This window comes from Salinirussus salinus (assembly GCF_009831455.1).
Lineage (GTDB): Archaea > Halobacteriota > Halobacteria > Halobacteriales > Haloarculaceae > Salinirussus > Salinirussus salinus.
Window position 1 is genome coordinate 660,544 of sequence record NZ_WOWO01000002.1, and the last position, 25,334, is coordinate 685,877.

Annotated in this window: 27 protein-coding genes and 1 tRNA gene; 8 read left to right on the forward strand and 20 right to left on the reverse strand. The window is 70.5% G+C overall.

Translation table 11 applies throughout. The annotated features are described in order from the left end of the window. Positions 1-5: 5 nt before the first annotated feature. The 5 genes from GN153_RS06545 to GN153_RS06565 form a co-directional block, all read right to left on the reverse strand. On the reverse strand, positions 6-1,004 hold the full coding sequence (locus GN153_RS06545) for a nicotinate-nucleotide--dimethylbenzimidazole phosphoribosyltransferase (RefSeq protein WP_159900981.1): 999 nt from the start codon (positions 1,002-1,004) through the stop codon (positions 6-8). Positions 1,005-1,092: 88 nt separating this feature from the next. Next, positions 1,093-2,148, reverse strand: coding sequence for a complex I subunit 1/NuoH family protein (locus tag GN153_RS06550; protein WP_159900983.1), 1,056 nt, complete (start codon positions 2,146-2,148; stop codon positions 1,093-1,095). A gap of 143 nt (positions 2,149-2,291) precedes the next feature. Beyond that, positions 2,292-2,618: an AzlD domain-containing protein gene (locus GN153_RS06555; RefSeq protein WP_159900985.1), complete on the reverse strand. Its 327-nt coding sequence runs from the start codon at positions 2,616-2,618 to the stop codon at positions 2,292-2,294. Further along, on the reverse strand, positions 2,615-3,331 hold the full coding sequence (locus GN153_RS06560) for an AzlC family ABC transporter permease (protein WP_159900987.1): 717 nt from the start codon (positions 3,329-3,331) through the stop codon (positions 2,615-2,617). The genes GN153_RS06555 and GN153_RS06560 overlap by 4 nt, the downstream gene beginning before the upstream one ends. A gap of 85 nt (positions 3,332-3,416) precedes the next feature. Then, positions 3,417-5,069, reverse strand: coding sequence for an acyl-CoA synthetase (locus GN153_RS06565; RefSeq protein WP_159900989.1), 1,653 nt, complete (start codon positions 5,067-5,069; stop codon positions 3,417-3,419). A gap of 90 nt (positions 5,070-5,159) precedes the next feature. Here GN153_RS06565 and GN153_RS06570 point away from each other — a divergent pair, with 90 nt between their 5' ends. Both GN153_RS06570 and GN153_RS06575 read left to right on the forward strand, forming a co-directional pair. Beyond that, complete coding sequence (locus GN153_RS06570; RefSeq protein ID WP_159900991.1) at positions 5,160-8,072, forward strand: PAS domain S-box protein; 2,913 nt, start codon at positions 5,160-5,162, stop codon at positions 8,070-8,072. 120 nt (positions 8,073-8,192) lie between these two features. Continuing rightward, positions 8,193-8,966 (forward strand): acetoacetate decarboxylase family protein, encoded by a 774-nt coding sequence (locus GN153_RS06575; protein ID WP_159900993.1) that lies wholly within the window; start codon positions 8,193-8,195, stop codon positions 8,964-8,966. Between the two features lie 63 nt (positions 8,967-9,029). On the opposite strand, the gene GN153_RS06580 is transcribed toward GN153_RS06575, so the two are convergent. Continuing rightward, a tRNA-Leu gene (locus GN153_RS06580) sits at positions 9,030-9,114 on the reverse strand. A 97-nt stretch (positions 9,115-9,211) separates the two neighbouring features. Here GN153_RS06580 and GN153_RS06585 point away from each other — a divergent pair. After that, positions 9,212-9,520, forward strand: coding sequence for a transcription initiation factor IIB family protein (locus GN153_RS06585; RefSeq protein WP_159900995.1), 309 nt, complete (start codon positions 9,212-9,214; stop codon positions 9,518-9,520). A 46-nt stretch (positions 9,521-9,566) separates the two neighbouring features. Here the strand turns inward: GN153_RS06585 and GN153_RS06590 are convergent, their stop codons facing one another. The 9 genes from GN153_RS06590 to GN153_RS06630 all read right to left on the reverse strand — a co-directional run bounded on the left by GN153_RS06590 (position 9,567) and on the right by GN153_RS06630 (position 15,880). Further along, positions 9,567-10,067, reverse strand: a complete 501-nt coding sequence (locus tag GN153_RS06590; RefSeq protein ID WP_159900997.1) for a phosphopantetheine adenylyltransferase — start codon at positions 10,065-10,067, stop codon at positions 9,567-9,569. A gap of 94 nt (positions 10,068-10,161) precedes the next feature. Further along, on the reverse strand, positions 10,162-10,653 hold the full coding sequence (locus GN153_RS06595; RefSeq protein WP_159900999.1) for a helix-turn-helix domain-containing protein: 492 nt from the start codon (positions 10,651-10,653) through the stop codon (positions 10,162-10,164). Between the two features lie 79 nt (positions 10,654-10,732). Continuing rightward, positions 10,733-11,824: a glutamate--cysteine ligase gene (locus GN153_RS06600; protein WP_159901001.1), complete on the reverse strand. Its 1,092-nt coding sequence runs from the start codon at positions 11,822-11,824 to the stop codon at positions 10,733-10,735. An 83-nt stretch (positions 11,825-11,907) separates the two neighbouring features. Further along, positions 11,908-12,594, reverse strand: a complete 687-nt coding sequence (locus tag GN153_RS06605) for an RNase P subunit p30 family protein (protein WP_159901003.1) — start codon at positions 12,592-12,594, stop codon at positions 11,908-11,910. After that, positions 12,594-13,025: an RNA-binding protein gene (locus GN153_RS06610; RefSeq protein ID WP_159901005.1), complete on the reverse strand. Its 432-nt coding sequence runs from the start codon at positions 13,023-13,025 to the stop codon at positions 12,594-12,596. The genes GN153_RS06605 and GN153_RS06610 overlap by 1 nt, the downstream gene beginning before the upstream one ends. A 3-nt stretch (positions 13,026-13,028) precedes the next feature. Further along, the gene (locus tag GN153_RS06615; protein WP_159901007.1) at positions 13,029-13,229 is read right to left on the reverse strand and encodes a DUF1918 domain-containing protein; all 201 of its coding nucleotides are present in this window, start codon (positions 13,227-13,229) and stop codon (positions 13,029-13,031) included. A gap of 132 nt (positions 13,230-13,361) precedes the next feature. Then, on the reverse strand, positions 13,362-14,183 hold the full coding sequence (locus GN153_RS06620; RefSeq protein WP_159901009.1) for a hypothetical protein: 822 nt from the start codon (positions 14,181-14,183) through the stop codon (positions 13,362-13,364). Between the two features lie 237 nt (positions 14,184-14,420). Next, entirely contained in the window at positions 14,421-15,050 is a 630-nt protein-coding gene (locus GN153_RS06625; RefSeq protein WP_159901011.1) for an RAD55 family ATPase, read from the reverse strand. Positions 15,051-15,256: 206 nt separating this feature from the next. Beyond that, a complete protein-coding gene (locus GN153_RS06630) occupies positions 15,257-15,880 on the reverse strand; it encodes a MinD/ParA family ATP-binding protein (protein ID WP_159901013.1) in 624 nt (207 codons plus the stop codon). Between the two features lie 72 nt (positions 15,881-15,952). Here GN153_RS06630 and pyrB point away from each other — a divergent pair, with 72 nt between their 5' ends. Continuing rightward, positions 15,953-16,858 carry an aspartate carbamoyltransferase gene (pyrB, locus tag GN153_RS06635; protein ID WP_159901015.1) on the forward strand — a complete coding sequence of 302 codons (906 nt, stop codon included), beginning with the start codon at positions 15,953-15,955 and terminating at the stop codon, positions 16,856-16,858. Between the two features lie 2 nt (positions 16,859-16,860). Then, a complete protein-coding gene (gene pyrI / locus GN153_RS06640; protein ID WP_159901017.1) occupies positions 16,861-17,322 on the forward strand; it encodes an aspartate carbamoyltransferase regulatory subunit in 462 nt (153 codons plus the stop codon). Here the strand turns inward: pyrI and GN153_RS06645 are convergent. Continuing rightward, entirely contained in the window at positions 17,307-18,731 is a 1,425-nt protein-coding gene (locus tag GN153_RS06645; RefSeq protein WP_159901019.1) for a PAS domain-containing protein, read from the reverse strand. The genes pyrI and GN153_RS06645 overlap by 16 nt on opposite strands. Positions 18,732-18,826: 95 nt before the next feature. Between GN153_RS06645 and GN153_RS06650 the strand changes: the two genes are divergently transcribed. Beyond that, on the forward strand, positions 18,827-19,588 hold the full coding sequence (locus tag GN153_RS06650) for an NAD(+)/NADH kinase (protein ID WP_201287817.1): 762 nt from the start codon (positions 18,827-18,829) through the stop codon (positions 19,586-19,588). Positions 19,589-19,616: 28 nt separating this feature from the next. Here the strand turns inward: GN153_RS06650 and GN153_RS06655 are convergent, their stop codons facing one another. Beyond that, positions 19,617-20,639: an FKBP-type peptidyl-prolyl cis-trans isomerase gene (locus tag GN153_RS06655; protein WP_159901021.1), complete on the reverse strand. Its 1,023-nt coding sequence runs from the start codon at positions 20,637-20,639 to the stop codon at positions 19,617-19,619. A 111-nt stretch (positions 20,640-20,750) separates the two neighbouring features. Here GN153_RS06655 and cyaB point away from each other — a divergent pair, with 111 nt between their 5' ends. After that, positions 20,751-21,341: a class IV adenylate cyclase gene (cyaB, locus tag GN153_RS06660; RefSeq protein WP_159901023.1), complete on the forward strand. Its 591-nt coding sequence runs from the start codon at positions 20,751-20,753 to the stop codon at positions 21,339-21,341. 82 nt (positions 21,342-21,423) lie between these two features. Continuing rightward, the gene (locus tag GN153_RS06665; RefSeq protein ID WP_159901025.1) at positions 21,424-22,626 is read left to right on the forward strand and encodes a methionine adenosyltransferase; all 1,203 of its coding nucleotides are present in this window, start codon (positions 21,424-21,426) and stop codon (positions 22,624-22,626) included. 1 nt (position 22,627) lies between these two features. Here the strand turns inward: GN153_RS06665 and GN153_RS06670 are convergent, their stop codons facing one another. From GN153_RS06670 to GN153_RS06680, 3 genes are read right to left on the reverse strand one after another with little or no spacing between them, the layout of a single operon-like run. Next, positions 22,628-23,086: a Mut7-C RNAse domain-containing protein gene (locus GN153_RS06670; RefSeq protein ID WP_159901027.1), complete on the reverse strand. Its 459-nt coding sequence runs from the start codon at positions 23,084-23,086 to the stop codon at positions 22,628-22,630. Position 23,087: 1 nt separating this feature from the next. Next, complete coding sequence (gene polX / locus GN153_RS06675) at positions 23,088-24,842, reverse strand: DNA polymerase/3'-5' exonuclease PolX (RefSeq protein ID WP_159901029.1); 1,755 nt, start codon at positions 24,840-24,842, stop codon at positions 23,088-23,090. Position 24,843: 1 nt separating this feature from the next. Next, positions 24,844-25,329, reverse strand: coding sequence for a DUF5788 family protein (locus GN153_RS06680; RefSeq protein ID WP_159901031.1), 486 nt, complete (start codon positions 25,327-25,329; stop codon positions 24,844-24,846). Positions 25,330-25,334: the final 5 nt, after the last annotated feature.

A 25,334-nucleotide genomic window follows, 5' to 3' on the forward strand; every position in this document is an offset into this window, starting at 1 on the left:
CCCCATCACGGCTCCCCTTCCTCGACGAGGCGACCGTACACCTCGGTGAACGAGTCCCTGACCTCGGCCATCGGAACCCCCGCCCGCCGGGCGAGCGCGAGTGCACCGCCCATCCCGACACCCTCCTTCGCCTCGCCGGCAGCGAAGGGCGCCATCCCGGGATGGCCCTCGGTGTCGAATCCGGGGTCGGTGGCCGTGACGGTCACGTCGAGCGCGTCGGCCGTCGCCGCGAGGTCAGCGGTGTCGTCCCCGGCGACGTAGCTGGTGGTCGCCAGGCTCAGCCGGCGGTCGACCCCGTCGTGGCGCAACATCGCGGCGACGGCGAGCATCTGCGTCCCGCCGGCGAGCGTGACGGCTGTGTCGGTCTCGAGGCCGCCGCGGGCGAGACCGGCCGCGGTCGCCAGTACCGGGTCGCCCATCCGCCGGACTGCCCGCTTCGGCCGGCCGGCCGCCCCGCCGGGCTCGAGTCCCGACGCGTCGAGCCCTTCGGCGACGACCTCGCGTTTCTGCTGGATGGGGTTGTCGGGCAGCGAGGAGGAGACCGCGTCGGGCTCACCGAGCGCCCGCAACACGCCCATCGCGGTCGTCGTCCCGCCGGGGACAGATTCGGCGACGAACAGCTCGTCCTCGTGGAGTTTCCGGCCGAACTGCCGGGCTGCCTCGTAGGCCCCGGGCGCCGTCGGGACCGGGTCGGCCTCGCGGATATCGTCGCCCCGGCGCGCGCCGACGGTCACGGTGCCGGCGGCGGTCGGCTCCGCGAGGCCGCCGTCGACGACCGTGACGTCGAACCCGAGAGTCTCGCGGACCGCCCTGGTGACCGCCGCGGGGGTCGGGCAGCCGCTCGGGCTGACCGGGACGACTGGGGCACGCACCGGCTGACCGTAGGTGAGGATCTCGGCGTCGGCTGCCGGCGTGTGCGTCCGCAGGTCGGGGTCGGCACCGGCCGCGCTCAGGCCGGGGATGGCCGCGGTGTCGGTCGAGCCGGCGACCAGCAGGAATCGCATTGCGCCCCGTTCGGAGCGGACTTACCTCAATGCCGCGGTCGGCTGCGGGGTCGGGGTAGCCGGTCCGGCCGGTCCGCGGGCACCCCCGTCAGGCGACCACACCGATGACGACCGCCGTGAGCACGAGGTTGGCGAAGGCAGCCACGAGCAGGACCTTCCAGCCGACCCCGAGCACCTGGTCGATCCGGAGCCGGGGGAAGGAGGCCCGCGCCCACTGGGTGAACAGGAAAAAGGCCCAGATCTTGAGGACGAACCAGACGGGCCCCGGCAGCAGCGGGCCGGCGGGGCCGCCGAGAAAGAGGGTCGTCGCCAACGCCCCGGCGAGGAAGATGTGGACGAACTCCGCCGCGTAGACCAGCGCGAAGTAGACGCCGCCGTACTCGGTCTGGTAGCCGGCGACGATCTCCTGGGCGGCCTCGGGGGTGTCGAAGGGGTTGCGCCCGACCTCGGCGAGCGCGGCCGCGACGAAGAGCACGAACCCGAGGGGGTCGACGAAGGCGAACCACGAGGGAACGGTGAGGCCGGCGACAGTCACGAGTGGCTCGGCCTGCGCGGCGACGACCGCGCTCGGCCGGAGCGAGCCCGCAAGCAGCACCGCGGCCGCACCGGCCAGCACCAGCGGGATCTCGTAGGCGATAGTGCTCGCGATCGCCCGGAGCCCGCCGAGCATGGCGTACTTGTTGTTCGAGGCGTAGCCGGCCATCGCGATGGCGAGTGCGGATAGCGACGCGACCGCGAAGGCGAAGGCGATCCCGATGTCGGGGTCGGCGAGCTGGATCTCGACGCCGCCGAGCGAACCCATGGGGATGACCGCAAAGCCAAGCAGGGCGGAGGTCATCATCAGCAGGGGCGCGATGTCCCAGGCCGGGCGGTCGGCACCCTCCGGCACCACGAGCTCCTTGGAGAGCAGCCGGACGGCGTCGGCGACGATGATCAGTACGCCGCCGGGCCCGTGTCTGTTCGGGCCGACCTTCTCCCAGAAGGCGGCGAGGACCTTCCGTTTCGCCCAGACGACGACGGCGGCGTTCCCGACGACGAAGGTCCCGACGATGGTCGCCGCGAGGAGGGCCCCGGCGACCGCCGCACCCGGTCCCGAGCCGAACAGCCCCGCGAGCGCCTCCGGAAGCAGCGTCACCGGCGCCACCCCCCAGTCAGTTCTACCCGGTCGCGAACGTGGACTGTCATCGCCCGGATCTACTCGGGGGCGGGGACTGAGCCTGCTGCCGCGGATGCGCGGCGGGTTTATAAGGATCGTCCGCGCAACCTTCGGCCTCCTCGACGCGGGTCCTACAGGAACCCGAGCCCCATCAGCACGGCCAGACCGACGACGATGGTCGCGAGGATGTTCTCGGTGTACCAGGCGACGAGTGCCGCGGCACCCCCGGCGACGAGGCGTCCGTTCCCGGCCACGACGACGGTCCCGTCGGGAGCGAGGATGGCGGGCACCACCAGCGCCGAGAGGACCGCCGCGGGCACCATCCCCAGCGCCGTCTCGACCCGGGCCGGGACCGTCCCGAGATACTCGAACAGGAACAGAAACGAGGCCCGCAGCGCGTAGGTTCCGACGCCGGCGAGGGCGACCGCGGCCCAGACGGTCGCGTCGGGTGCGGTCACTCCGGCACCTCCGCCGGGGCGCCGACCCCGGCCCACACGGCCACGCCCGTCCCGACCGCGACGCCAGCCAGCGCGCCCGCGAGCAGGCCGAGATTGAAGGGGAGCGCGACCCCAGCGGTCGCCACCCCGCCCCCGACCACCGCCGCGGTGGCGGTGGCGCGGTTTTTCGCCGCCGCGGGCACGAGCAACGCGAGGAAGGTCAGCGGGACGGCGAAGCGAAGCGGCAGCCACGCCGGCACCCGCGCGCCGGCGACCGCGCCGACGACGGTACAGACCTGCCAGACCGCCCACAGCGGCGCCGCCGTCCCCAGGAAGTACCACCGCCTGCGGGTGACACCCTCCATCCCCTCGGCGTACCGGGTCACCGCCAGCGCGAAGGCCTGGTCGGTGAGGACGTAGGCCATCAGCCCGCGCCACCGCGAGTCCTCCTCCACGAAGTGAGGGGCCAGCGACGCCGAGTACATCACCAGCCGGGAGTTGATGATCAGCGCGGTCCCGACGACGACCAGCAACGCCCCGTCCCCGCCCAGCAACTCGATCATGGCCAGCTGGGAGGCGCCGGCGAAGACCACGACCGAGAGCGCAGCGGCCTGCAGGACCGACAGCCCGGCACCCACCGCTGCGGCCCCCGCCACCAGCCCGAAGGGGACCACGCCGACCATCACCGGCGTCGTCGCGGCGAGTCCGGCACGGAAGTCCTCCCGTCGACTCATCGGGCCGGCTTTGAGGGCGGGGGGGCACACCCTTTGCGGTTCGCGGGCGCGGCCTCCGGCACCCGCCGTGTGCAGGGTGGGACGCTCAGTCCCGCAGGTCCTCCCGGCGGACCTTGCCGGTCGCCGTCTTCGGCAGCTCGTCGACGAACTCGATCTCGCGGGGGTACTCGTAGGCCGCGAGCCGGTTGCGGACGTGCGACCGGAGTTCCTCGCGGAGGGCGTCGTCGGGCTCGCCCTGCACCACGACGAACGCCTTGGGCACCTCGCCGCGTTCCTCGTCGGGCACCCCCACGACGCCGGCGTCGGCGACGGCCTCGTGGTCTGCCAGGTGTTCCTCGATCTCCTCGGGGCCGATCCGGTACCCCGCCGAGATGATGACGTCGTCCTTGCGCGATTTGAACGAGAAGTAGCCGTCCTCGTCGACGGTGCCGAGGTCCTCGGTGAGCAGCCAGCCGTTCCGGACCTTTTCGGCGGTCTTCTCGGGCTTGCCGAGATACTCCTTGAAGCAGACCGGGTTGCCCTCGTAGCGGACGGCGAGCTCCCCGACCTCGCCCGGGTCGACGGTCGGCTCGGCGGTCTCGGGGTCGACGACCGCCACCTCGTGGCCCGGCCCCGCCAGTCCCATCTTCCCCTCGCGGAACTGCGCCAGCGCGGTACAGTGACCGACCAGCATGTTCGCCTCCGTCTGGCCGTACCCCTCGTGTACCGCCGCGCCCTCGAAGACCTCGCTCGCCCAGTTGACGATGTCCAGTCCCAGCGACTCGCCGCCGCTGGGGACCACCCGCACCGATGAGACGTCCCGGTCCGGCGGGTCGACCCGGGCCATCATCCGCAGCCCCGTCGGCGGCGCGAAGAAGTTGGTCACCTCGTACTCCTCCAGCAGGCGGTAGGCTTCGTGGGGGTCGAACTCACCGCCGGCGTACGCGAGCACCGGCTGGCCGTAGAAGAGGCCGGGCATCACCACGTCGAACAGCGAGGCGATCCACGCCCACTCCGCGGGCGTCCAGTAGACGTCGTCGTCGGTCATCTCGAGGTTACAGAAGGTGGTCAGAAAGAGCGGGAGATGGCCCAAAAGCACCCGGTGTGCGTGGCGGACGCCCTTCGGGTCGCCGGTCGTCCCGGAGGTGTAGATGAGCAGCCCGTCGTCCTCGGCGTCGGTCTCGGCGACCTCCCGGCCGGCGGCGGCGCCCTCGATGGCCTCCCAGAGGTCGGTCTCGCCCTCGTGGGGGTCCGCGACGTCGACGGTGAGGACCGTCTCCAGAGCATCGAGGTCACCGCGGACGTACCGGAGGGTGTCGGCGTTCGCGGCGTCGACGACGCAGGCGACGGCGTCCGCGTCGTCCAGCCGGTAGGAGAGGCCGTCGACTCCGAACAGGGTACTCAGGGGGATCGAGACCGCCCCCAGTTTCCAGCATGCGACGTGGGCCAGCACCGTCTCGGGCTTCTGGCCGACGTTGACGCCGACGCGGTCGCCCCGGCCCACGCCCTGTGCGGCCAGGTGGTTCGCCAGCCGGTCGGTGTACTCGCCGAGCTCGCCGAAGGTCAGCGTCCGCTCGCGGCCGCCGGCCTCCTCGGCGTACAGGGCAACCGCCTCGGGTGTCTCCTCGGCCCACCGCTCGCAGACGTAGTCGGCCATGTTGAACTGGTCGGGGACCTCCCACTCGAAGGCCTCCCGGAGTTCGCCGTAGCTGTCCCACTCCTGCTCGTGGAAGTGGTACGCGTCGAGTCGCTCGACCATGCCGGGCGTTCACAGGGGCCGACCAAAAAGGTAGAGGCGAGCCGGCGAGACGGCGGTCACTTACTTGTAGCTCGGGACCGGTTCTGGCGTATGAGCGAGCGGGGTGAGGCGATCCGGGTTCTCCACGTCGACGACGACCCGGGACTGGTAGACGTGGCCGCCACCTTCCTCGAACGCGAGGACGACCGGATCACGGTCCGGAGCGCGACCAGCGCCGCCGACGGGCTGGCGGTCCTGGAGGCCCACGAGGTCGATTGCGTCGTCTCCGACTACGAGATGCCGGGACAGGACGGGATCGACTTCCTCGAGGCCGTCCGCGAGACCGACCCCGACCTCCCCTTCATTCTCTACACCGGGAAGGGGAGCGAGGAGGTCGCGAGCGAGGCCGTCTCGGCAGGCGTGACCGACTACATGCAGAAGGAGACCGGGACCGACCAGTACGCCGTCCTGGCCAACCGGGTCGCCAACAGCGTCGAGCAGTACCGCGCCGAGCAGGAGGCCGAGCGGACCCGCAGGCGGCTGGAGGAACTCTCCGAGAGCACGACGGACTGCCTGTGGATGTTCGACCGGGACTGGGAGGAGCTGCTTTTCATCTCGGGCTACGAGGAGGTGTGGGAGCGGCCGGAGTCGGCCATCAGGGAAGACCCGAAGGACTTCCTGAACGGCGTCCACCCCGACGACCGCGAGTTTGTCAGTGCAGCTATGGATCGCCTCTCCGATGGGGAGTCGATCGACATCGAGTACCGGATCCTGCGCGGCGGCGGCGAGCAGGGGGCCGTCTGGGTGAAAGGCGAACCGGTGTTCGAGGACGGCGACGTCGTACGGGTCGTCGGGTTCACCCGGGACATCACCGAGCGGCGGGAGCAGTCACGGCGGCTGGAGACGCTGATCAGCAACCTCCCGGGGATCGCCTACCGGGCCCGCAACGAGCCCGGCTGGCCCATGGAGGTCGTCAGAGGCGAGTGCGAGGAGCTCACGGGGTACACCGCGGAGGCGGTCGAGAGCGGAGCGGTCAGCTGGGGAGGCGACGTGCTCCACCCGGACGACCGCGAGCGGATCTGGGACACTGTACAGGGCTTCCTCGAAGAGGACCGCCCCTTCGAGGTGACCTACCGGATCCGGACCGAAGAGGGGGAGACGAAGTGGATGTGGGAGCGGGGCCGGCTGGTCGACGCCGAACTGGAGGATGAACCGGTACTGGAGGGGTTCATCACGGACATCACCGAACGCAGGCGACGCGAGCAGGAGCTGCGCCGGTACGAAGCCTACCTCGAGGAGTCGACCGACATCATCACCGTGCTCGACGACGACGGCACGATCAAGTACCAGAGCCCCGCAGTCACCCGGTTGCTCGGATACGGACAGGAGGAACTGGTCGGCGAGAACGGCTTCGACTTCATCCACCCCGACGACGTGGAGGAACTCCTCGCGCACTTCGAGGACCTCCTCTCGGACCCGGGCGCGACGACCACCGTCGAGTGCCGGTTCCGGACGGCCGACGGCGACTGGGTCTGGCTCGAGGTCCACGGCAAAAACCAGCTCGGGAACGAGGCGATAGAGGGGGTCGTGACGAACAACCGCGTCATCACCGAGCGCAAGGAGCGCGAGCAGGACCTCGAGCGGACGAACGCGCTGCTCTCGACGCTTGTGGAGACGCTCCCGGTGGGCGTCCTCGCCGAAGACGGGTCCCGGAACGTGCTGGCGGTCAACGAGCGCCTGCTCGAGCTGTTCGGCATAGCGGGGTCGCCAGCGGAGACGGTCGGAGCGGACTGTGAGCGGCTGGCCCGGGAAGTCAGCGACGTGTTCGCGGACCCGGAGGAGTTCGTCGCGCGCATCGACCGGCTGGTCGACACCCGCGAGTCCGTCCGGGGCGAGGAGCTCCACCTCCGGGACGGCCGGACCTTCGCGCGCAGCCACGAGCCGATCGAACTCCCGGAGGGTGAGGGTCACCTGTGGGTCTACCGCGAGATCACCGAGCGGAGAGACCGGGAGCGGCGGCTCCGCGAGACGACCTCGCGGCTCGAGGCTCTGTTCGAGCAGTCCCCGGACATGATCAACGTCCACGACACGGAAGGGAACATCATCGACCCGAACCCGCGGCTCGTCGAGAAGACGGGCTACGACCGGGAGGAACTCGCCGGGATGAAAGTCTGGGAACTCGACCAGACACTCGACCGCGATGCGGCACGGGACTTCTGGGCGGGGATGGACCACGGCGACCGCGAACGCCTAGAGGGGGTCTACCGCCGGCGCGACGGCTCCACCTTCCCCGTCGAGGTCCACATCAGGCGGCTCGAACTGAACGGCGACGACCGCTTCATCGCGATCAGCCGTGAAACCACCGAACGCAAGGAGCGCGAACGGGAACTCAGCAGGCAAAACGAGCGTCTCGAGGAGTTCGCGAGCGTCGTCAGCCACGACCTCCGGAACCCGCTGAACGTGGCCCAGGGCCGCCTGGAACTGCTCGCCGAGGAGTGTGACAGCGAGCACGCCGAGCCGGCGAGAGAAGCCCTCGAGCGGATGGGCCGGATCATCGAGGACGTACTCTGGCTCGCCCGCGAGGGGAAAGACATCGGCACGACCGGGACTGTCGACCTCCGGGAGGCGGTCGGGTCGGCGTGGGAGATGGCGGCCGCCGACGGGGCCGAACTGGTCGTCGACCTGACCGGCTCGCCCGCGGTGGACGCTGACGGGGACCGGCTTGGACAGCTCCTCGAGAACCTCTTCCGTAACTCGGTCGAACACGCCGGCGAAGACGTGACCGTCACGGCCGGCGAGTCAGAGGGCGGGTTCTACGTCGAGGACGACGGCCCCGGGATCCCCGAAGCGGAGCGCGAGGACGTCTTCGACGCCGGCTACACGACGAGCCAGGAGGGGACCGGGTTCGGGCTCAGCATCGTCGAGCGGATCGCCGAGGCCCACGGCTGGGAGGTCGAGGTCACGGAGAGTCCGTCGGGGGGCGCCCGCTTCGAGGTCACCGGCGTCGAGTTCGTCGACGAGTAGCCGCCGCGGGGCTCGCCCCTCGCCGCGCCGGTGGTCGCCCCGGGTCCCCCGCCGTCGTGTCGGCGGCCACCCTCCACCACGGAGGCAAGGTGTTTGTCACCGGGCCACGAACGGGCCACCATGGATTTTGTCCGACCCGAAGAGGAGGCTGCGGCCGTCCGCGACGCGGTCAGCCGACCGAAGTTCCTGGACGCGACGACGCTCACGGTGGGCTTCCGGACGGACCCGGACGCAGTCGAGCGGGTGCTCCCGCCGGGACTCGAGCCGGCCGACCGGCCACTCGCCCGCGCCGAGGTGGTCAGCGTGGGCCGGTCGAACTGCGTCGGCCCGTTCGACGGCGGCGGGCTGTACGTCCGTGCCAGACACGGCGACCGCGAGGGTGCGTACTGCCTCTCGATGCCGATGTCGACCGACGCGGCCGTGCGCTGGGGACGGGAGACCCTCGGCGAGCCCAAAAAGCGGGCCGAGGTGACACTCGACCGGGCGGACGAGGGCGCCCGCGGCACGGTACGTCGGCGCGGCGAGCGGCTGGTCGACATCGACGCCAGGCTGACCGAGTCACAGGAGCCCCGGTCCGGCGAGACGACCGTCTTCCACTACAAGTACCTGCCGGCAGCCAGCGGCGAGGGGTTCCACGGCGACCCCGCGCTGGTGGCCGTGACCCTAGAGAGCGAGCAGACGAGCGCCGAGCGAGGGAGTGCCGACCTCTCGCTGGGGTCGACCGCCCACGACCCGCTCGGGTCGCTCCCGGTCGAGTCGGTCCGGGGCGCGACCTGCGCCGAGACCGACATCGCGCTCTCGGCCGAAGAGATTGCGACCGTCGACCCCGAGGCATTCGAGCCCTACGCCTTCGGTGTCGGGATGGACGACTGGCTCGCGCTCGCGAACGACTGACTCTCCGCGCGAGACCAGAGAGAATGTGCGCGGAAGCGACTCTCACGTCCGTTCGAGCCGGTATGCGCGGGGGGAGATTTGAACTCCCGGACTTCTACAAGACAGCGTCCTAAGCGCTGCGCCTTTGGCCTGGCTCGGCTACCCGCGCGCACTCCACTCTGCACGCCCCATCGAAAAAACCGCTACGCTTGGCACCGTCGGGGACACCGGGCTTATTATTCCTGACGGGCGTACGTGTGTCCGGGATGTACCGAGCGAGCGACGAGCGGGAAAACGCCGACTGGCTGGCCGACCTGGAGACGGCGGCCGACCGGCTGGAGCTGGGCTCTGACGCCCGCTCGCGGGCTGCCGACGTCTTCCTCTCCTCGGTCCCCGAGAGCGACCGCTCGAAGCCCGCGCGGCTGGCCGCGGCGCTGTATGTCGGCGCCCTCGCCGCCGGCGATCAGCGCTCCCAGTCCGCGGTCGCGGAGGCGGTGGGCGTCTCCCGGCTGTCGGTCCAGAACCACTGGAAGGGGATGCTGGAGGCTGCGGGGCTGGACGCACCGGACTGGTAGACGGGACGAACTGGGAGGATGGGAGCGGTCGCGGGTCGGACTGCGGTCAGTCGTCGTGGCCGGCCTCCACCTGGCGGCCGTCGCGCCCGGGGGTGACGTTGCCGTGTTCGTCGATCTCCCCGCGGACGATCCGCGTCGAGGAGATGATGTCGCCGTCCTCGGCCTCGACGTGGTCGACGACCTCGATGTCGAGGGGGTCGTCGCCGTTCTCCTGGCGGAGTTCGTTGATCCGCCGGCCGCCGGCCTCGGTCTCGGGGGAGACGATCAGGACGTCGAACTGCGGTTCGGTCGCGATCCCGGTGGGCTCGGTGAGCTTCCGGACCTCGTACTCGCGGCCGTATTCGGCGGCGAAGTCGGCCAGTTCTGTCTTCAAGACCTCCAGGCGGTCCTCGAAGGGGCGGACAGGACGGGCCTCGTCGCGGGTCTGTCCCGCGAGTTCGTCGCTGGTCAGCCCTACCGTCACGTCACCGAGTTCGAACGCGCGGTCGAACAGCTTCCGGTGACCGTCGTGTATCGGGTCGAACGTCCCACCCAGCGCGACCTTCATACCCCCAGCCACGACACCTCTCCTGTTAGTTGTGTCGACTTGTGTCGTGGGAGCGTCCCCCGGAAGCCCCGGGCGACCGGTCCCCCGCCGACGGTCAGTCGTCGCCGCGCTCGACGGTGATCGTCACCGGCGTATCCTCCTCTTCGTCGTTCTCGTCGAGATACTGGTCGAGATTGAAGACCGCGTTGAGCTGGTCCTGAACGTCCTCGACGACCTCGCTGACGAGCTCGCTCGGTGCGATCGCGGCGTACTCGTAGGGGTTGTTGCCCGCCCCGTCGCTCTCGCGTTTCCGGCGGTCGACCAGCCCGTCCTCGTGGAGCCCCGCGAGGGCCTCGCGGACGGTGCTCGGATACAGACCCGTCTCCTCGGCCACCTCCTCGCTGGTGCTGTCCGGATGTGTGCGCAGGGTGACGTAGATCCGGGCCCGCGTCTCCGTGTCGAGCACCCACGACAGCAGCTCGACGACCCCCTCGTCGAACTGCTCGGCCGCCCGGTCGGCCCCCCGCTCGATGCGGTCGCGGACGTCACCGCCGGTCGTGTCGACCCCCTCCCGTCGCTTCCCGTCGGACGTGTCGTCTTGAGACATGGGTCGGTACCCGGGAGAAAGCGACTGGCTGTGAAAAATCCTTGGCCGCCCCCCTTCGCCCGGGATTCCCCGGGGAATATCAGCCCCCGCGCTCCAGGCGGAGTGCTTCACACAGCGCGTCCTCTCCCTCCTGCTCGCGCAGCCGGCGCTGGCGGGCGGCTCCGCTCTCGGCCTCGTAGTACTCCAGCAGTGCCGGCACGTCGAGCCGGTCGGCCTCGCGGGCGACCAGGTCGCCGAGGTCGACGACCGTCGCCATGTCCTTGTCAAGCAGCGCGGTCTCCCGGCCGTGGCGGATGGCCCGCCACTTGTTCTCGTCGAGCAGTTCCCGGCGGTAGGTCCGGCCGGTCTCGCCGTCCTCGTAGCGCTCACAGAGGTCGAGGACCAGGGCGTGGGCGTACTCGACGAGTGCCATCACCCGCTCCGGGTCGGCCTGGCCGTCCGGCGCGCGCACCTCGACGGTCCCCAGCCCGGAGTGGGGACGCACGTCGTACCACAGCTCGCCGCGGTCCCGGACGGAGTCGGTCGAAAGCATCGTCCGCTCCAGCCGGTCGAACTCCTCGTAGGAGTCGAAGGCCGTCGGCATCCCCGTGTTGGGGAGGTTCTCGAAGACGGTCGCGCGGGCCGACTGCAGCCCCGTGTCGACCCCACACCAGTACGGCGAGTTGACCGACAGCGCGAGCATCACCGGGAGGTGCCAGCGGGCCTGGTTTGCCACCCAGACGGCCTTGTCGGCGTCGTCGACCCCGACGTGAACGTGCAGCCCGGCCGTCGTGTTGCGGTGCTGGGGGTACTGGATCCGGTCCAGTTGCGAGCGGTAGCGGGGCTTTTCGGCGTGTTCCAGCTCGCGCCACTTCGCGAGGGGGTGCAGCCCCGCTGCCGCGACCCCGTAGCCGTGCTCGCGGGCGTGGTCGACGAGTGCGTCCCGGACGGCGAGCAGTTGCTCGCGGGCCCCGCCCAGGTCGTCGATCGTCGGGGTCTGGGTCTCGATGACGCACTTGAACAGCTCGTGGTCGAGCCGGCCGTCGAGGATCTCCGGCGGGTCGGACTCGTAGACGAGCGTGTCCGTCCCCGAGGTGGGTCGGCCGTCGCCGTCGACGACGTAGAACTCCTCCTCGATGCCGAGCGTACCCAGTCGCGTGAAGTTGGCTGCGTCGCCGCGCTCCGAGGCCATCTCTCTCCCGCCTTGTTCTCCGGCCGGCTAAATAGTTCCCCTTCCCCCACTGTAACCCCGCGCCAGCGAGGCCGCCGGCCGATTCACTCCTCGCGGTAGACGCCGGGCTCGAGAAACCGGTCGGAGGCGCGCTCGCGGTTGCGCGCTGCCAGCCGACCCCACTCGGCCAGCCCCTCCCGGACGGTCGCCGCGTCGAGTCCGGCGGTTTCGGCCAGGGCAGCCAGGTCTCTGGGGCTCCGCAGGTCGAGGTGGCTGCGCGGGTCGACGCTGGCCACGAATGGCGTGTCGTACTGCTCGAGGATGTCGGCCAGCCGGCGGAGCCGCTCGATGGCCCGCACGCGGCTGCCGCCCCGCTCGGTCACCAGCGGGCGCAGGGACAGTTCCACGCGGACGCCGTTCTCGGCGGCCTTCCGGGCGAGCACGTGGTCGAACTCCCCCTCGCGGGTCGGGTGGGCCAGCACGTCGACCGCGGGCTGTTCGACCGCGAAGCGGTTGATCGCGGGGTCGCCGCCGTGGACGGCCACTACCGTGTGCCGGTCGCGGTGGTTGCCGACGAAGCCGCTGGCCCGCGAGGGGTCCGCCGCCCGGACCTCGACGCCGGGCACCACGTCCACGCCGTAGGTCTCCGCGACCGCGTCGGGGTCGTAGGATGCGGGACTGTCGCCGTGGTTCCTGACGACGACCCCCTCGTAGCCGTATTCGCTGGCGGTCATCGCCAGCCGGGCGACGGTCGCCTCGCCGTCGGGGTGGGCGTGGACCGCCTCGTACATCAGACCGCCTCCAGGTACTCCCGGGTGTTCTCGACCGCTGCCTCCCGGTTTGCCGGGTAAGCTTCGACCTTCGCCCGGAAGGTGATCCCGTCGCCGAAGCGCACCTCGCCGTTGAAGGCCGCCTGCTTGTCGAAGGTCAGGAAAAAGGCACAGTTCTCGTTGACCCGCTCGTCGAGTTCCGCCTCGAGCCGGCGGCGGTCCTCGTCGGGCAGGTCCTCGAGGTTCTCCAGAACCGTCCGCATCCCGTCGGCGTTCTCGACGCGGGCCGAGAGGACCAGGATGCGGTCGCCGTGGTGGCCCTCCGACTCCGCGCGGTCGAGTTCGACGTCCTCGGGCAGGAAGGTCTCCAGCGCCGACGCGACCCGTTTCTCGTCCTCCGTCACGTAGCAGAAGGCGCGGAGGTCGACGTAGTGAAACGGGACGCTGGCCATCCCCTACTCCTCGTCGTCCGGGTCGCCGTCAGCGGCCTCCAGGGCGTCCTCGGGCACGCCCTGTTCGGTGCCGTCCTCGAAGCTGACGTTGTACGTCTGGTCGCCGAACATGTTCTCGATGACGTCGGTGACGGTGCCGGCCTGGCCGTCGTGGTCGCTGTGCTCGTCGTGCAGGATGACCTCGTCGTCCTCCTCGAATGTCATACCCCGCGGTAGACGACCGGCCATCAAAAAGGGACTGATCCGCCCCGGGAGGGCGGTCGAGCCGTCTGTGGTCCGGGGCCCCGGACGGGTGCGGCAGGCCCACGGAACGCGGACCCGGTGGCCACGAGCGGGTCAGGGGTGTGACTCGCCCTCGCGCTCGTCGGCCCGCATCCGCCGCAGCGCCGCCCGCGCGTTGCTCGCGTCGTAGCCGTACAGCACCGCCTCGCCGTACTCCCCCGCCACTTCGGTCGCGTGGATCAGGTCGTCGACGTCGACGTTGACGGCGTAGAGTTCGATGCTGAACGGGGTCTCGAGCCGGTCGACGAACCCGCTGGCGATGGTCTCCAGCCAGTAGGTCGTCCCGTAGGCCGTGTCGTACAGCGGGACGACGAACTCGTCGACGTGAGCCGCGAGCGCGTCCGGGTCGATGCCGCTGCGCGACTCCAGGTGGCCCGGATAGGGGTCCGGGTACAGCGTGAGATAGAGGTCGCCGGGGACCAGCTCGCGCGCCTCGGCGACGAACTCCTCGATGACGGCCTCGCGCCAGACTTCCCGGTCGTCGTGGGGGCTGTCGGCGAACCGTTCCTCGCAGCGCTCACACCGGCAGTAGCCCTCCCGCGGGAACCCCACGTCATCCAGGCGGACATCTTCGTGGGCCTCGGCTGCGCTTGCAACCATCTCGAGAACTCCCTCACGGTAGGGCTCGTAGGTCGGGCAGATGTAGTCCCAGTCGAAGTAGGGTTGCTCCCGGGTCGCGGGCTCGCCCGCCTCGTTCCGGGCGACGATGCTGGGGTCGCCCTCGGCGGCGGCGTTGTCCCCGAAGGCGGATATCATGTTGACCGCGCCGTCGACCGGCTCGGTCGCCCGGCCGGTGACGTCTTTCATCTCGTAGAATCCGCGGTCGAACTCGGGCCAGGAGAGTTCCTGCTCGTTGCGGGTGACGACGCCGTACATACACGGTCGCGGGGACCGAGAAAGGTAAGCGGTTCGAGTGCGGTACGCCTGACTCCCCCTCTCCAGTCAGTCCTGAATGACCAGCTTGTAGACGAGGGCGAGCGCCACGAGGGCGACTGCAAGGACTGCCAATTTGCGTGACATCACGTAAACAGACGTGGGACCCCGTAATAGTAGTTCGGGTCGACTCGCTGGCTGCGAGAAACCGCCTCTCCGTCCCGGGATCCCCGCGAGCGCTCAGGCGATGTCCCGGCTGGTGTCGATCGCGACCTCCTCGACGAGGTCGAGTTTGATGACGTCTGCCGGCGCCCGGCCGCCCCGGAACTTCGGGACCGCCAGCCTGTTTTCGACCTCGTCGCTCGCGGTGCTCGTCTGCAGCCTGAACACCACGTCCGCGAAGTGCTCGGTCGTGTCCCGTGCCGGCGGAACCGACCGCCCCTCCAGACAGTGGAGGACTGCGAGGCTGTTGGTGTTGAAACAGTGGTTCTGGAGGTCGTTCATGAAGGAGCGAAACCGGGAGTGGGGCTCCTGTTTCTCCAGCACGTCGAGCGGGTCGATGATGAGATTCGAACTCTGGGGGAGTGCGCTCACGAGCTTGCCGGCGTTGTCCAGCGGGGCCTCCCCGGAGACGTACCGGACCGTCGGGTCGCCGGTTCTGGCGGGCGTGTTCTCGATGCTGTCCGAGACCGCCGAGGCCGTCCGGTTCAGCGACAGCCACAGGGTCCCGCGGGTGGCGGTGAGTTCGTAGAGGAACAGCTCGGCCTGGCTGGCGGGTTCGGCCGCCAGCGCGACCACGCTCCCGGCCGGCAGCCCCCCGCCGAGCTTCCGGTCGAGCACGTCGATACCCGTCCGCAGCCGGCTGGCCATACTGTCGGTCTCTAGTCCAGGCCGTCTGTTAAAGATTCCGCCTCTCACGGCCGCCGGCGGGCGATCTCGACACGAAACCGGCCGTCCGTCTCCCCCACGAGCGCGCCGGCGTCAGCCGCGCGGCAGCCGTCCGGCAGCCACACGGCTGACACGCTCCGGTCGGCCGGCCGGACCGACCCCGGCCTGGCAGCCGGCGCGCGCCGGAGCTATCGGGCTCGCGGGAACAGCGCGTCGGCGAGGCGCGCGTACGCCGCGCGGGTCCGCGGGTCCGCAAGCGGGGACGACGCCTCGGGGACCCTGGTCAGCACCGGCGGGAATTCCCCGCCAGAGACATCCGCGACGCCGTCGTCGCCGGCGAGTCGGACCGCCGCCCCCGACGGGGTCGCTCCCACCCCGCGGACGAGCCGGACCGTCTTCCGCGCGTCCTCGACGCTCTGTGGCCGGTCTGTCGTCACCACCAGCGCCCGGTCACACGCACGCAGCGGCGCGGCCGCGTACCCGCCGCAGCCTGGCGGGCAGTCGACCAGCACCGGTCCCGGCCAGCGCCGGGCACGGGCGAGTGCGGCCCCGGGCCGGTCAGGACGGCCCGCCGGGACGACGGCGACGCCGGGCAGGTCGGTCGGCCGGTGGACGACCCGGTCGAGGTCGCCTCCGCGGAGCGCGTCCGTCGACGGCTCCGGAGGGAGGCCGACCAGCCGCCGGAGGTCGGGAACTTCCGGGTCGGCCCCGACGACCAGCGGCGACACACCGCGGCCTGCGAGCGCCCGGGCGAGCCCGACGGCGGTCGTCGTCTTCCCACAGCCACCCTTGCCTCCGGCGACGGCGAGCATGGGGTCGGTGGCTGCCCCATCCCGGGTAAAACTCCGGGGGATTCAAGAGCGTCCGAACCGGGATTCAGGGCGATGGACCACAACCACCTCATCAGCGCGAAGGGGCTCTCCCGGGCGGACATCGAGGCCGTCCTCGACCGCGCGGGCGAGGTCGCCGCCGACCCGGGGGCGGCGGCCGACCGCCACGAGGGGGCGCTGCTCGGGCTGATGTTCTTCGAGCCCAGCACGCGCACGAAGATGAGTTTCGCCGCCGCGATGAAGCGGCTGGGCGGGGACATCGTGGACATGGGTCCGGTCGGCTCCTCGAGCGTCAAGAAAGGCGAGAGCCTCGCCGACACCGTCCGGGTCGTCGAGGGCTACGCCGACGCGCTCGTGATGCGCCACCCCAGCGAGGGGTCGGCCAAGATGGCAAGCGAGTTCGTCGACGTGCCCCTGATAAACGCCGGCGACGGGGCCGGCCAGCACCCCACCCAGACCCTGCTGGACCTGTACACCATCCGCGAGTCGGCGGGGCTGGACGACCTGACTATCGGGATCATGGGCGACCTGAAGTACGGCCGGACGGTCCACTCGCTGGCCTACGCCCTGACCAACTTCGACACCCGCCAGCACTTCATCAGTCCCGAGAGCCTCAAACTCCCCCGGAACGTCCGCTACGACCTCCACGAGGCCGGGTCGGGGGTGAAAGAGCACACCGACCTCGAGGGGATCCTGCCGAGCCTGGACGTCCTGTACGTCACCCGGATCCAGCGCGAGCGGTTCCCCGACGAGTCCGAGTACCGGCAGGTCGCCGGGGAGTACCAGATCGACACCGACACGCTCGCGGACGCCCGCGAGGACCTCCGGGTCATGCACCCGCTTCCGCGGGTCGACGAGATCGACCACGAGATCGACGAGACCGACCACGCCCGGTACTTCCAGCAGGCTCACAACGGCGTGCCGGTGCGGATGGCCCTGCTCGACCTGATGCTAGACTGACCATGGGAAACGACAAACAGCTCCGCGTCAGCAAGATCGAGAACGGCACCGTTATCGACCACATCGCCGGCGGCCAGGCGCTGAACGTACTCGCCATCCTGGGTATCGACGGCACTGCGGGGGAGGTGGTCTCGATCGGGATGAACGTCCCCTCCGAGCGGCTGGGCCGGAAGGACGTCGTCAAGGTCGAGGGTCGGGAACTCTCACAGAGCGAGCTCGACGTCCTCTCGCTTATCGCCCCCGACGCCACGATCAACATCATCCGCGACTACGACGTCGTCGAGAAACACGTCGTCCACCGCCCGGACAGCGTCACCGGCGTGCTCCAGTGTCCCAACCACAACTGCATCTCCACCGAGGACGAGCCCGTCGAGTCGAAGTTCGCCGTCACCGACGACGGCGTCCGCTGTGAGTACTGCGACACCATCATCCGCGAGGACCTGGCCGCTCACATTCTGGTCTGAGCCGACGGGAGCCGGACCGTGACCACGGTCCCGCCCTGCTCGGGGCTGTCGATGGTCAACTGCCCGTCGTTCCACTCGACACACCACTTCGCCACCCAGAGCCCGAGCCCGCTCGTGTGACGGAGGGCGCGCTCCTGGCCCGACAGCGCCTCCAGCTCCGCGTCCGGGATCCCGGGGCCGTCGTCGGCGATGCGGACCACCGTCTCTCGTCCATCCGGCTCGACGCTGACCGTCACTGTTCGGTCCTCGGGGTCGGTCGCCCCGTCGGCGTCGTCACCCCCTCCGTGTGCCACGGCGTTTTCGAGCAGGTTCTCGACGGCGAGGTCGACCATCTCGTCTGCCCGGGCCGGGCAGTTCCCCGGCGCGTCGAACTCTACCGTCGCGCCGGGGTAAGTCTCCCTGACCGCCTCGCACTGCTGGCGGACGAGGCCTGTCACGTTCCGGGTCGTCGCGTCCCCCTCGAGCTGTTCGAGACGCCGGTCGAGCGCCCGGGCGGTGTCCCCGAACTCGACGAGGCGGCGGCCTTTCTCGCGGACCACGTCCACCCTGGAGTCGTCGATCCCGTACTCCTCGACGAGCCCCTCCAGGCGCATGAGCACGACGTTGAGGTCGTTGCGGAGGTTGTGCCGGAGCACGCGGTTGAGCACGGAGAGGCGCTGCTCGCGCCGTTTCCGGTCGGTGATGTCGCGGATGACCCCGAGCGTGCCGGCGAACTCGCCGTCCTCGCCGGGGAGCAAGGCGAGATGGAGGTCACAGGGGATAGTGTCGCCGTAGGCAGTCCGGATCTCGACCTCGCAGCGCCGGCTCCCCTCCGGGTCGTTCGCGACGAGGTCCTCGATCAGCCCCAGGCTGGTCTCGATGTCCTCCTCGTCCAGCAGCATCGTGACGGGAGCGCCGACAAGCTCCTCGCGGCTGTACCCGATGTCGAACTTCCGGACCGCCACCTCGTTGACCCACGTGATCTGCCCGTCCGGGTCGAGCGTGTAGACCCCGTCGTGAATGTTCGTCAGGATCGTCTCGTACAGCTCCAGAGAGTCCCGGCGACGCTTGCGGTCGGTGATATCCCGAACCGTACAGACCAGTCTGTCCCCCTCGGTCCGGGTCAGCGAGAGCTCCTGGTGGAACGTCGACCCGTCCCGTCGGCGGCCCACGGCTTCCCCGCGCCAGCTTCCGGTCTCCCGGACCTGCGGGAGGACATCGGACTCGAGGCGCTCCCGTTCGGCGTCTTCGTACAGCCCATGCCAGCTTCGGCCGACCAGGTCCGCCGGGTCCTCGTAGCCGTACAGCTCCGCGTGGGGTCGGTTGACGTACTGGTAGATTCCTTCCTCGAGAACCGCCACGCCGTCCATCGTCGCCTCCAGCGCGCGGGCCAGCGCCGGGTCTTCCCCGGTCGCTTCCGGTCCACTCATCGCAGGGTATCGAGCTATACCCCACACGGGTTGAAAAAGGTACCCGCTGGTCGCCATCGCCCCGCTGCCGGGCCCGCAAACAGTAAATCCGAGCCGTGACGACCCCCCACGTGCGCTATCACGTCATCTCGAACGACGACCGCCGCCGCGAGACCGCGGTCGAAACACTCGAGGGTGCGGGATTCGAGGTCGTCGAGGAGTACGACCCCGAGTCGGTCGTCGTCACCCTCGGCGGGGACGGGACGATCCTCTACGCCGCGCGGACGTTCAGGGAGCCGACACTGTTGCCGGTGCGGACCGCCGGCTCGGCCGGGCTGCGGACCGAACTCGACGACGACCGGCTGGTCGAGGCCGTCGGGGCCATCGAGGCCGGCGCGTACACCACGACCGAGCACCGCAAGCTCGCAGCCTACCGCGACGGCGAGGAACTGCGTGGTTCCTTCGGCGCGCTCAACGAGGTGAGTCTCCACCACGGCTCCCCCCTGATGGCCGCCGTCTTCGCCGTCAGGGTCCGCGATGGAGGGCGGGAGGTGTTCGAGCGCGTCGTCGGCGACGGGGTACTCGTCGCGACCCCCTTCGGCTCGACCGGCTACTACCGGTCGGTCACCGGCGGGACCTTCACCGACGGGCTGGGGCTCGCGTTCAACAACGTCCACGCTCCCGCCGACGTGCCCGACCAGGTCGGCCTGTCCGCCGGGGCCGCCGTCGAGTTCGAGGTCGTCGAGTCTACCCACGCCTCCGACGCCGTCCTGACGCGGGACAACGCCCCGGAGACCGTCGACCTCGCCGTCGGCGAGCCCGTCACGGTTCGCTACTCGGACCGGCGGGTGTCGATGGTTTCCGTGGACGGACGGTGAGCGCGGCCGGAGGAGATAGCGGCCGCCGTTACAGTTCGTCGGCCAGCTCGTCGGCGTCGATGTCGGCCTCCTCGAGGGCTTCCTCGAGGTCGCCGCCACCGCCGCCCATGCCGCCCATGCCACCCATCATGCCGGGCATGCCCATGCCGCCGCCAAGCTCCTCCTGGACGATGATCCGGTCGACCTCGAGTAACTGGGTGAGCTGCTGGGCGATCTGTTGTTTGCCCATCATCCACTGCTGGTTCATCGTCAGCTGCGGGGTGGCCTCGATGTACAGCGTCTCCTTCTCGACCTCGACGGTCTCGTACTCGGGGCCGCCCTCGTCCTCGTCGCCGCCTTCGCCTTCCTCGTCCTCCGCGTCGGCCTCCTCCTCGTCGGGCTCGACGATCTGCTCTTCCTCGACGGTGTCGGTCTGGAACCAGACCTCGAGCTCCATGTCCAGCAGCATCTCGATGAGCCCCTGGGCCTTGGCCTCGCGGTCCTCGACTTCCCCGACGACCTCGTACTCGTACTCGATGTCCTCGCCGGCCAGCGGGTGGTTGAAGTCGACGCGCGCACGGCCGCCGATGATCGTCTCGACGAAGCCCTGCTGGCCGTCGACCTGGACCTGCGCGCCGGGGTAGCGGTCGTCCTCGGGGATCTTGTCCTTGCTGACCGTCCGGACCTCCTCGTCGTCGTACTCGCCGAAGGCCTCGCTGGCGGGGACGACGACCTCGCCGGCCTCGCCGACCTCCTTGCCGACGATGTCGGCCTCGACGGAGTCGAAGATGTGGCCCTCGCCGAGCACGATCGTCCGCGGGCCGAACTCCTGGTCGGCCTCGACCTCCGCCTCCTCGGCGACCTCGGCGTCGGTGGTGTCGACCAGCCGGCCGTCCTCGACGGTCCGGGCGGTGTAGTCGAGCCTGATGAAGTCGCCGTGCTGGAGCCCCTCGGGTTCGGCCTCCTCGGTGTCCTCGGCCTCGTCGCTCTCTACTTCCGCGTCGGCGTCCTCGGGTGTCTCGTCCGGTTCCTCGGCCGCCTCGGCCTCCTCGGACTCGGGGTCGTCGCTCATACTTCCCGGTCAGTCGTTGCACTCTTAAGGACACCGCTTCGGGCCGCGCCTCCCCTCGGCAAGCCGGGGTCGACCACCGGTGTTTAGCCGCTCCGCCCCCTCCGCCCGGTCATGTACGAGGTCGAACTGAAGGTCCGTGCCGACCACGGTGCCGTCCGCGACCGGCTCGACGCGCTCGGGGCGACCCGCGTCGGACGGGTCCGCCAGGTCGACACCTACTACGACGCCCCCCACCGCGATTTCGCAGAGACCGACGAGGCGCTGCGGGTCCGCGAGGAGACCGCTGTGGCCGGCGGGAGCGGCGAGCGGCGAGACCGGGACGACGGGACCGAGACGCGACTCACCTACAAGGGCCCGCTGGTCGAGCGCGAGTCCAAGACCCGCGAGGAGGCCGAGACCGCCGTCGCGGACGCGGACGCGATGCGAGCGGTCCTCGACGGGCTGGGGTTCGAGCCGGCCGCCACGGTCGAAAAGGAGCGCGAGCGCTACCGGGCCGAGGGCTACACCGTCACGCTCGACGCCGTCGACGGCCTCGGGGAGTTCGTCGAGGTCGAGACCGAGGTCCCCGGGGAGGCCGGGGTCGAGGCCGCCCGGGAGGGTGCGACGGCGCTGCTGGAGCGACTCGGGCTGGACCCGAAAGCGGGGATCCGGACCTCCTACCTGGGGTTGCTTCTCGGGGCAGGCGAGGAGCCCGGCGCGTGACCGGCCAGCCGCCCGGAAACGGCGTGCTCGGCGGTACGGACTCCGTAAGCTATAGACCGGGTGGTTTCGAACGGGGGAGACGATGACCGAGCGGAACATCCACGTCGAGCCCGCCGCGGGGCAGGCCGTCGCCGACCAGGAGATCGAGATCGTCGAGCGCAAGGGGGTGGGCCACCCCGACTCGGTCTGTGACGGGGTCGCCGAGAGCGTCTCGCGGGCGCTCGCGCGGACCTATCTCGACCGCTTCGGCACCGTCCTCCACTTCAACACCGACGAGACCCAGCTCGTCGCGGGCACCGCCGCGCCCGCCTTCGGCGGCGGCGAGGTACTCGAACCCATCTACCTGCTGGTCGTCGGCCGCGCGACGAAGCAGTACCGGGGCGAGCGGATCCCCGCCGAGTCCATCGCCCTGGAGACGGCCCGCGAGTACCTCGACGAGACGCTCCCCCACCTCGACGTCGGCTCGGACGTGGTCGTCGACGTGGACCTGGGGGAGGGCAGCGGCGACCTCCAGAACGTCTTCGGCGAGGACGACGCCGTTCCGATGGCCAACGACACCAGCTACGGCGTGGGCCACGCCCCGCTGACCGAGACCGAGCAGGTCGTCTACAACACCGAGCGCCGCCTGGTCACCGAGTACGCCGCCGACAACCCCGAGGTCGGTCAGGACGTGAAGGTGATGGGCAAACGCGAGGGCGACCACGTCGACGTCACCGTCGCCGTCGCGATGGTCGACGAGCACGTCGAGGACATGGCCGCCTACCGCCGTGCGGTCGACGGCGTCAACGAGTACGTCCGGGACCTCGCGGGCGAGTACACCGACCGCGACGTGACGATCCACGTCAACACCGCCGACGACTACGAGGAGGGGTCGGTCTACCTCACCACCACGGGGACCAGCGCCGAGCAGGGCGACGACGGCTCGGTCGGCCGGGGCAACCGCGCCAACGGCCTCATCACCCCCAACCGCCCGATGAGCATGGAGGCCACCAGCGGCAAGAACCCCGTCAACCACATCGGCAAGATCTACAACCTCCTCTCCACCGAGATCGCCCAGGCCGCCGTCGAGGAGGTCGAGGGGATCCGCCAGCTCCAGGTCCGGCTGCTCAGCCAGATCGGCGAGCCCATCGACCAGCCACACGTCGCCGACGCCGAACTCGTCACCGAGGAGGGCGTGGACGTGGCCGACGTCCGCCCCGACGTCGCGGCAGCCATCGACCGCGAACTCGCCGACGTGACGTCGGTCACCGAGCGGGTCATCGAGGGCGACCTCTCCACCTTCTGAACTACAGGCCCGCGAGCGTCCCCGCCATCCGCTCCCAGTGGCTCCCCTTCCAGAAGTGCTGGCCGCAGTCGACACACCGCCAGACGCGAAATCCCTCGGAGTCGGAACTGGCAGCTACCGGCGCGTACCCCGGGGTCGGCTCGCCGGCAGGCACCCGCTCCAGTACTCCGTTACAGGAGCCACAGCGGGTCGGTTCGTCGGGAACGGAGAGGTCGAGCCCCTGCCCGGCCAGTTCCGCGAGCTGGTCCTCGACGTCGCGTTCGGTCAGCAGGAAACTCCCGGAACCGCGGGCGGCAAGGCCGCGGTCCCGTGTGACGAGCCGCCTGTTCTCGCGGTCGGCCAGCCCGAGGACCGCGTCGTCGGCCTCGACCCCCTCCTCCAGCGCGTAGGCGGTGTCGTGGCCCGCAAAACGGAGATAGGTGGTGAGCGTGCCGAGCATCGCGTCCGTCAGCAGGCGCATGTCAGCCGAGGAAGTCCCGGACACCGTCGGCGTCCCGCGCGTTGAGCACCTGGTCGGCTTCAGCCCACCCCCGGCGAGCCGTGTGGACGCCGTAGCGCAGGTAGCCGTACTCGTCGGGGTGGTGGGCGTCCGTGTTGACGGCGACGGTCGCACCCGCGTCGACGGCCGCCCGAACCATGCTCCCGCCCAGGTCCAGCCGGTGGGGATTGGCGTTGACCTCGAGGGCTGTCCCGGTCTCCGCGGCGACTGCGGCCAGCCGGTCGACGTCGACGTCCATCCCGGCCCGCTCGTTGAGTCGGCGGCCCGTCGGGTGACCGACGACGTCGACCGCGGGGTGTTCGCAGGCCGCGACCAGCCGGTCGGTGCCGTCTCCCTCCAGCGCAGCGTGGGGCGAGGCGACCACCAGGTCCAGGTCCGCCAGCAGGTCGTCACCGACCGAGACCGTCCCGTCCGAACCGATGTTCGCCTCAACGCCCGCGAACACGTCGACGTCGGCGTCGTCACCGGCTTCCCGGACCGCGGGCAGTTGCTCGCGGAGGCGGTCGTCGTCCAGTCCGACGCCGCCGACCATCCCCGGCCCGGTGGCGTGGTCGGTGACCGCGACGTAGTCGTGGCCCGCGGCCCCGGCGCCCGCCACCATCTCCGCCAGGGTGGCGCGGCCGTCCGACCAGTCGGTGTGGACGTGCAGGTCCCCGCGCATCCCCTCGACGGTCACCAGGTCGGGCAGGTCTCCGGCAGCGGCGGCCTCGATCTCGCCGCGCCCCTCGCGGAGTTCGGGGGGGATCCACGGCAGGTCCACGGCGTCGTACATGCTCCGCTCGGTGTCGCCGGCGACCCGCTCGCCGGCCCGCTGGCCGTCTCCGCCGTGGTCGGCGTTCCCCTCCGCGACGTCCGAGACGTCGAAGACGCCGTACTCGTTGACTTTCAGCTCGCGGTCGATGGCGCGGTTCCGGAGCGCGACATTATGATCGCGGGAGCCCGTGAAATACTGGAGGGCGCTGCCGAACTCCTCGGGGACGACCGCCCTGAGGTCGACCTGGATGCCCTCGATGCGGGCGCTTGCCTTCTGGTCGCCGGCCTCGATGACGGTGTCGACCGCCTCGAGGGAGGTGAAGGCCTCGACGGCCGCGGCGGGCTCGTCGCTGGCAGCCAGCACGTCGACGTCCCCGACGGTGGGCTTCCAGCGCCGGAGCGAGCCGGCCAGGTCACAGTCGGTCACGGCCTCGTGGGTCTCCAGGGCTGCGAGCACGCGCTCGCCCTGCGGGCGCCCCTCGCCGAGCAGGTGGCGGCCGTGGGCCTGCCGGGCGAATGGGATCCCCTCGAGGATGTTCTGCTCCGTCTTCTCCCCGAACCCCGACACCTCGCGGATCTCGCCGGCCTCGGCGGCGGCCTCGAGGTCGTCCAGGTCCTCGACGCCGAGCGCCTCGTACAGCTGCCCGGCGGTCTTGGGGCCGACCCCCTCGACGCTCGTGAGCGCGTCGATGTCGACCGGGAGCTGCTCGCGCAACTCCTCCAGCTCGCCGATCTCGCCGGTCTCGATGTACTCGACGACCTTCGCGGAGATGGCGTCGCCGACGCCCTCGATCCCGGCGACCGCGTCCGGCCCCTCGCGGGCCAGGTCCTCGATGGCAGCCGGGTGGTCCCGGACGTTCTCGGCGGCGTTCCGGTAGGAGCGTGGCTTGTACTCGACGCCGGTCGCTTCGAGGCGGTCGGCGAACTCCTCGAGCCGCCGGGCGACCTCGTCGTTGCGGCTCATCTCACCGCCCCCCGAGACCGCCGCCTCCGCGGCCCCCGCTTCCGCGTCCGCCCCGGCCGACGCCGCCGGAGTCGTCGTCACGGCCCAGGGCCTGCCGGAGGAAGTTCATCCACCGCTTGCGGTCGGCGGCCTCCTTCGCCTCGACCTCGGCCTCCAGGTCCGTCGGCCCGAGCTGCTCTAAGGCGTTGAGCGCGCGGTCGATCCCGACCACCGACTCGACCAGCCGCTCGCCCTCCTCGTAGCTGATGTCGGCGTCCTCGATGCGCTGTTTGCGCTGGAGGCGCTCGCGCCGGAGGTTCTTCTTCGCGCGCTCGACGCGCTCGCGCTCGCCGGGCGGGACCGTCTCCCGCTTTCTCGTCTCGAAGACGAACTCCTGGAGCGCGACCGTCTCCCCCTGCACCTCGACCTCCTCGGGGATCGACGCCCCCACCGTCGCGCCCTCGCGCTCGATGCGCTCCAGCAGTTGCTTGCGCTCGAACTCTCTCACACCTC

Coding starts and splice junctions, on each gene's coding strand:
- GN153_RS06545 (WP_159900981.1), bottom strand. CDS start 1,004: ATGCGATTCCTGCTGGTCGCCGGCTCGACCGACACCGCGGCCATCCCC.
- GN153_RS06560 (WP_159900987.1), bottom strand. CDS start 3,331: ATGAGTCGACGGGAGGACTTCCGTGCCGGACTCGCCGCGACGACGCCG.
- GN153_RS06565 (WP_159900989.1), bottom strand. CDS start 5,069: ATGGTCGAGCGACTCGACGCGTACCACTTCCACGAGCAGGAGTGGGAC.
- GN153_RS06570 (WP_159900991.1), top strand. CDS start 5,160: ATGAGCGAGCGGGGTGAGGCGATCCGGGTTCTCCACGTCGACGACGAC.
- GN153_RS06575 (WP_159900993.1), top strand. CDS start 8,193: ATGGATTTTGTCCGACCCGAAGAGGAGGCTGCGGCCGTCCGCGACGCG.
- GN153_RS06585 (WP_159900995.1), top strand. CDS start 9,212: ATGTACCGAGCGAGCGACGAGCGGGAAAACGCCGACTGGCTGGCCGAC.
- GN153_RS06590 (WP_159900997.1), bottom strand. CDS start 10,067: ATGAAGGTCGCGCTGGGTGGGACGTTCGACCCGATACACGACGGTCAC.
- GN153_RS06595 (WP_159900999.1), bottom strand. CDS start 10,653: ATGTCTCAAGACGACACGTCCGACGGGAAGCGACGGGAGGGGGTCGAC.
- GN153_RS06600 (WP_159901001.1), bottom strand. CDS start 11,824: ATGGCCTCGGAGCGCGGCGACGCAGCCAACTTCACGCGACTGGGTACG.
- GN153_RS06605 (WP_159901003.1), bottom strand. CDS start 12,594: ATGTACGAGGCGGTCCACGCCCACCCCGACGGCGAGGCGACCGTCGCC.
- GN153_RS06610 (WP_159901005.1), bottom strand. CDS start 13,025: ATGGCCAGCGTCCCGTTTCACTACGTCGACCTCCGCGCCTTCTGCTAC.
- GN153_RS06615 (WP_159901007.1), bottom strand. CDS start 13,229: ATGACATTCGAGGAGGACGACGAGGTCATCCTGCACGACGAGCACAGC.
- GN153_RS06620 (WP_159901009.1), bottom strand. CDS start 14,183: ATGTACGGCGTCGTCACCCGCAACGAGCAGGAACTCTCCTGGCCCGAG.
- GN153_RS06625 (WP_159901011.1), bottom strand. CDS start 15,050: ATGGCCAGCCGGCTGCGGACGGGTATCGACGTGCTCGACCGGAAGCTC.
- GN153_RS06630 (WP_159901013.1), bottom strand. CDS start 15,880: ATGCTCGCCGTCGCCGGAGGCAAGGGTGGCTGTGGGAAGACGACGACC.
- pyrB (WP_159901015.1), top strand. CDS start 15,953: ATGGACCACAACCACCTCATCAGCGCGAAGGGGCTCTCCCGGGCGGAC.
- pyrI (WP_159901017.1), top strand. CDS start 16,861: ATGGGAAACGACAAACAGCTCCGCGTCAGCAAGATCGAGAACGGCACC.
- GN153_RS06645 (WP_159901019.1), bottom strand. CDS start 18,731: ATGAGTGGACCGGAAGCGACCGGGGAAGACCCGGCGCTGGCCCGCGCG.
- GN153_RS06655 (WP_159901021.1), bottom strand. CDS start 20,639: ATGAGCGACGACCCCGAGTCCGAGGAGGCCGAGGCGGCCGAGGAACCG.
- cyaB (WP_159901023.1), top strand. CDS start 20,751: ATGTACGAGGTCGAACTGAAGGTCCGTGCCGACCACGGTGCCGTCCGC.
- GN153_RS06665 (WP_159901025.1), top strand. CDS start 21,424: ATGACCGAGCGGAACATCCACGTCGAGCCCGCCGCGGGGCAGGCCGTC.
- GN153_RS06670 (WP_159901027.1), bottom strand. CDS start 23,086: ATGCGCCTGCTGACGGACGCGATGCTCGGCACGCTCACCACCTATCTC.
- polX (WP_159901029.1), bottom strand. CDS start 24,842: ATGAGCCGCAACGACGAGGTCGCCCGGCGGCTCGAGGAGTTCGCCGAC.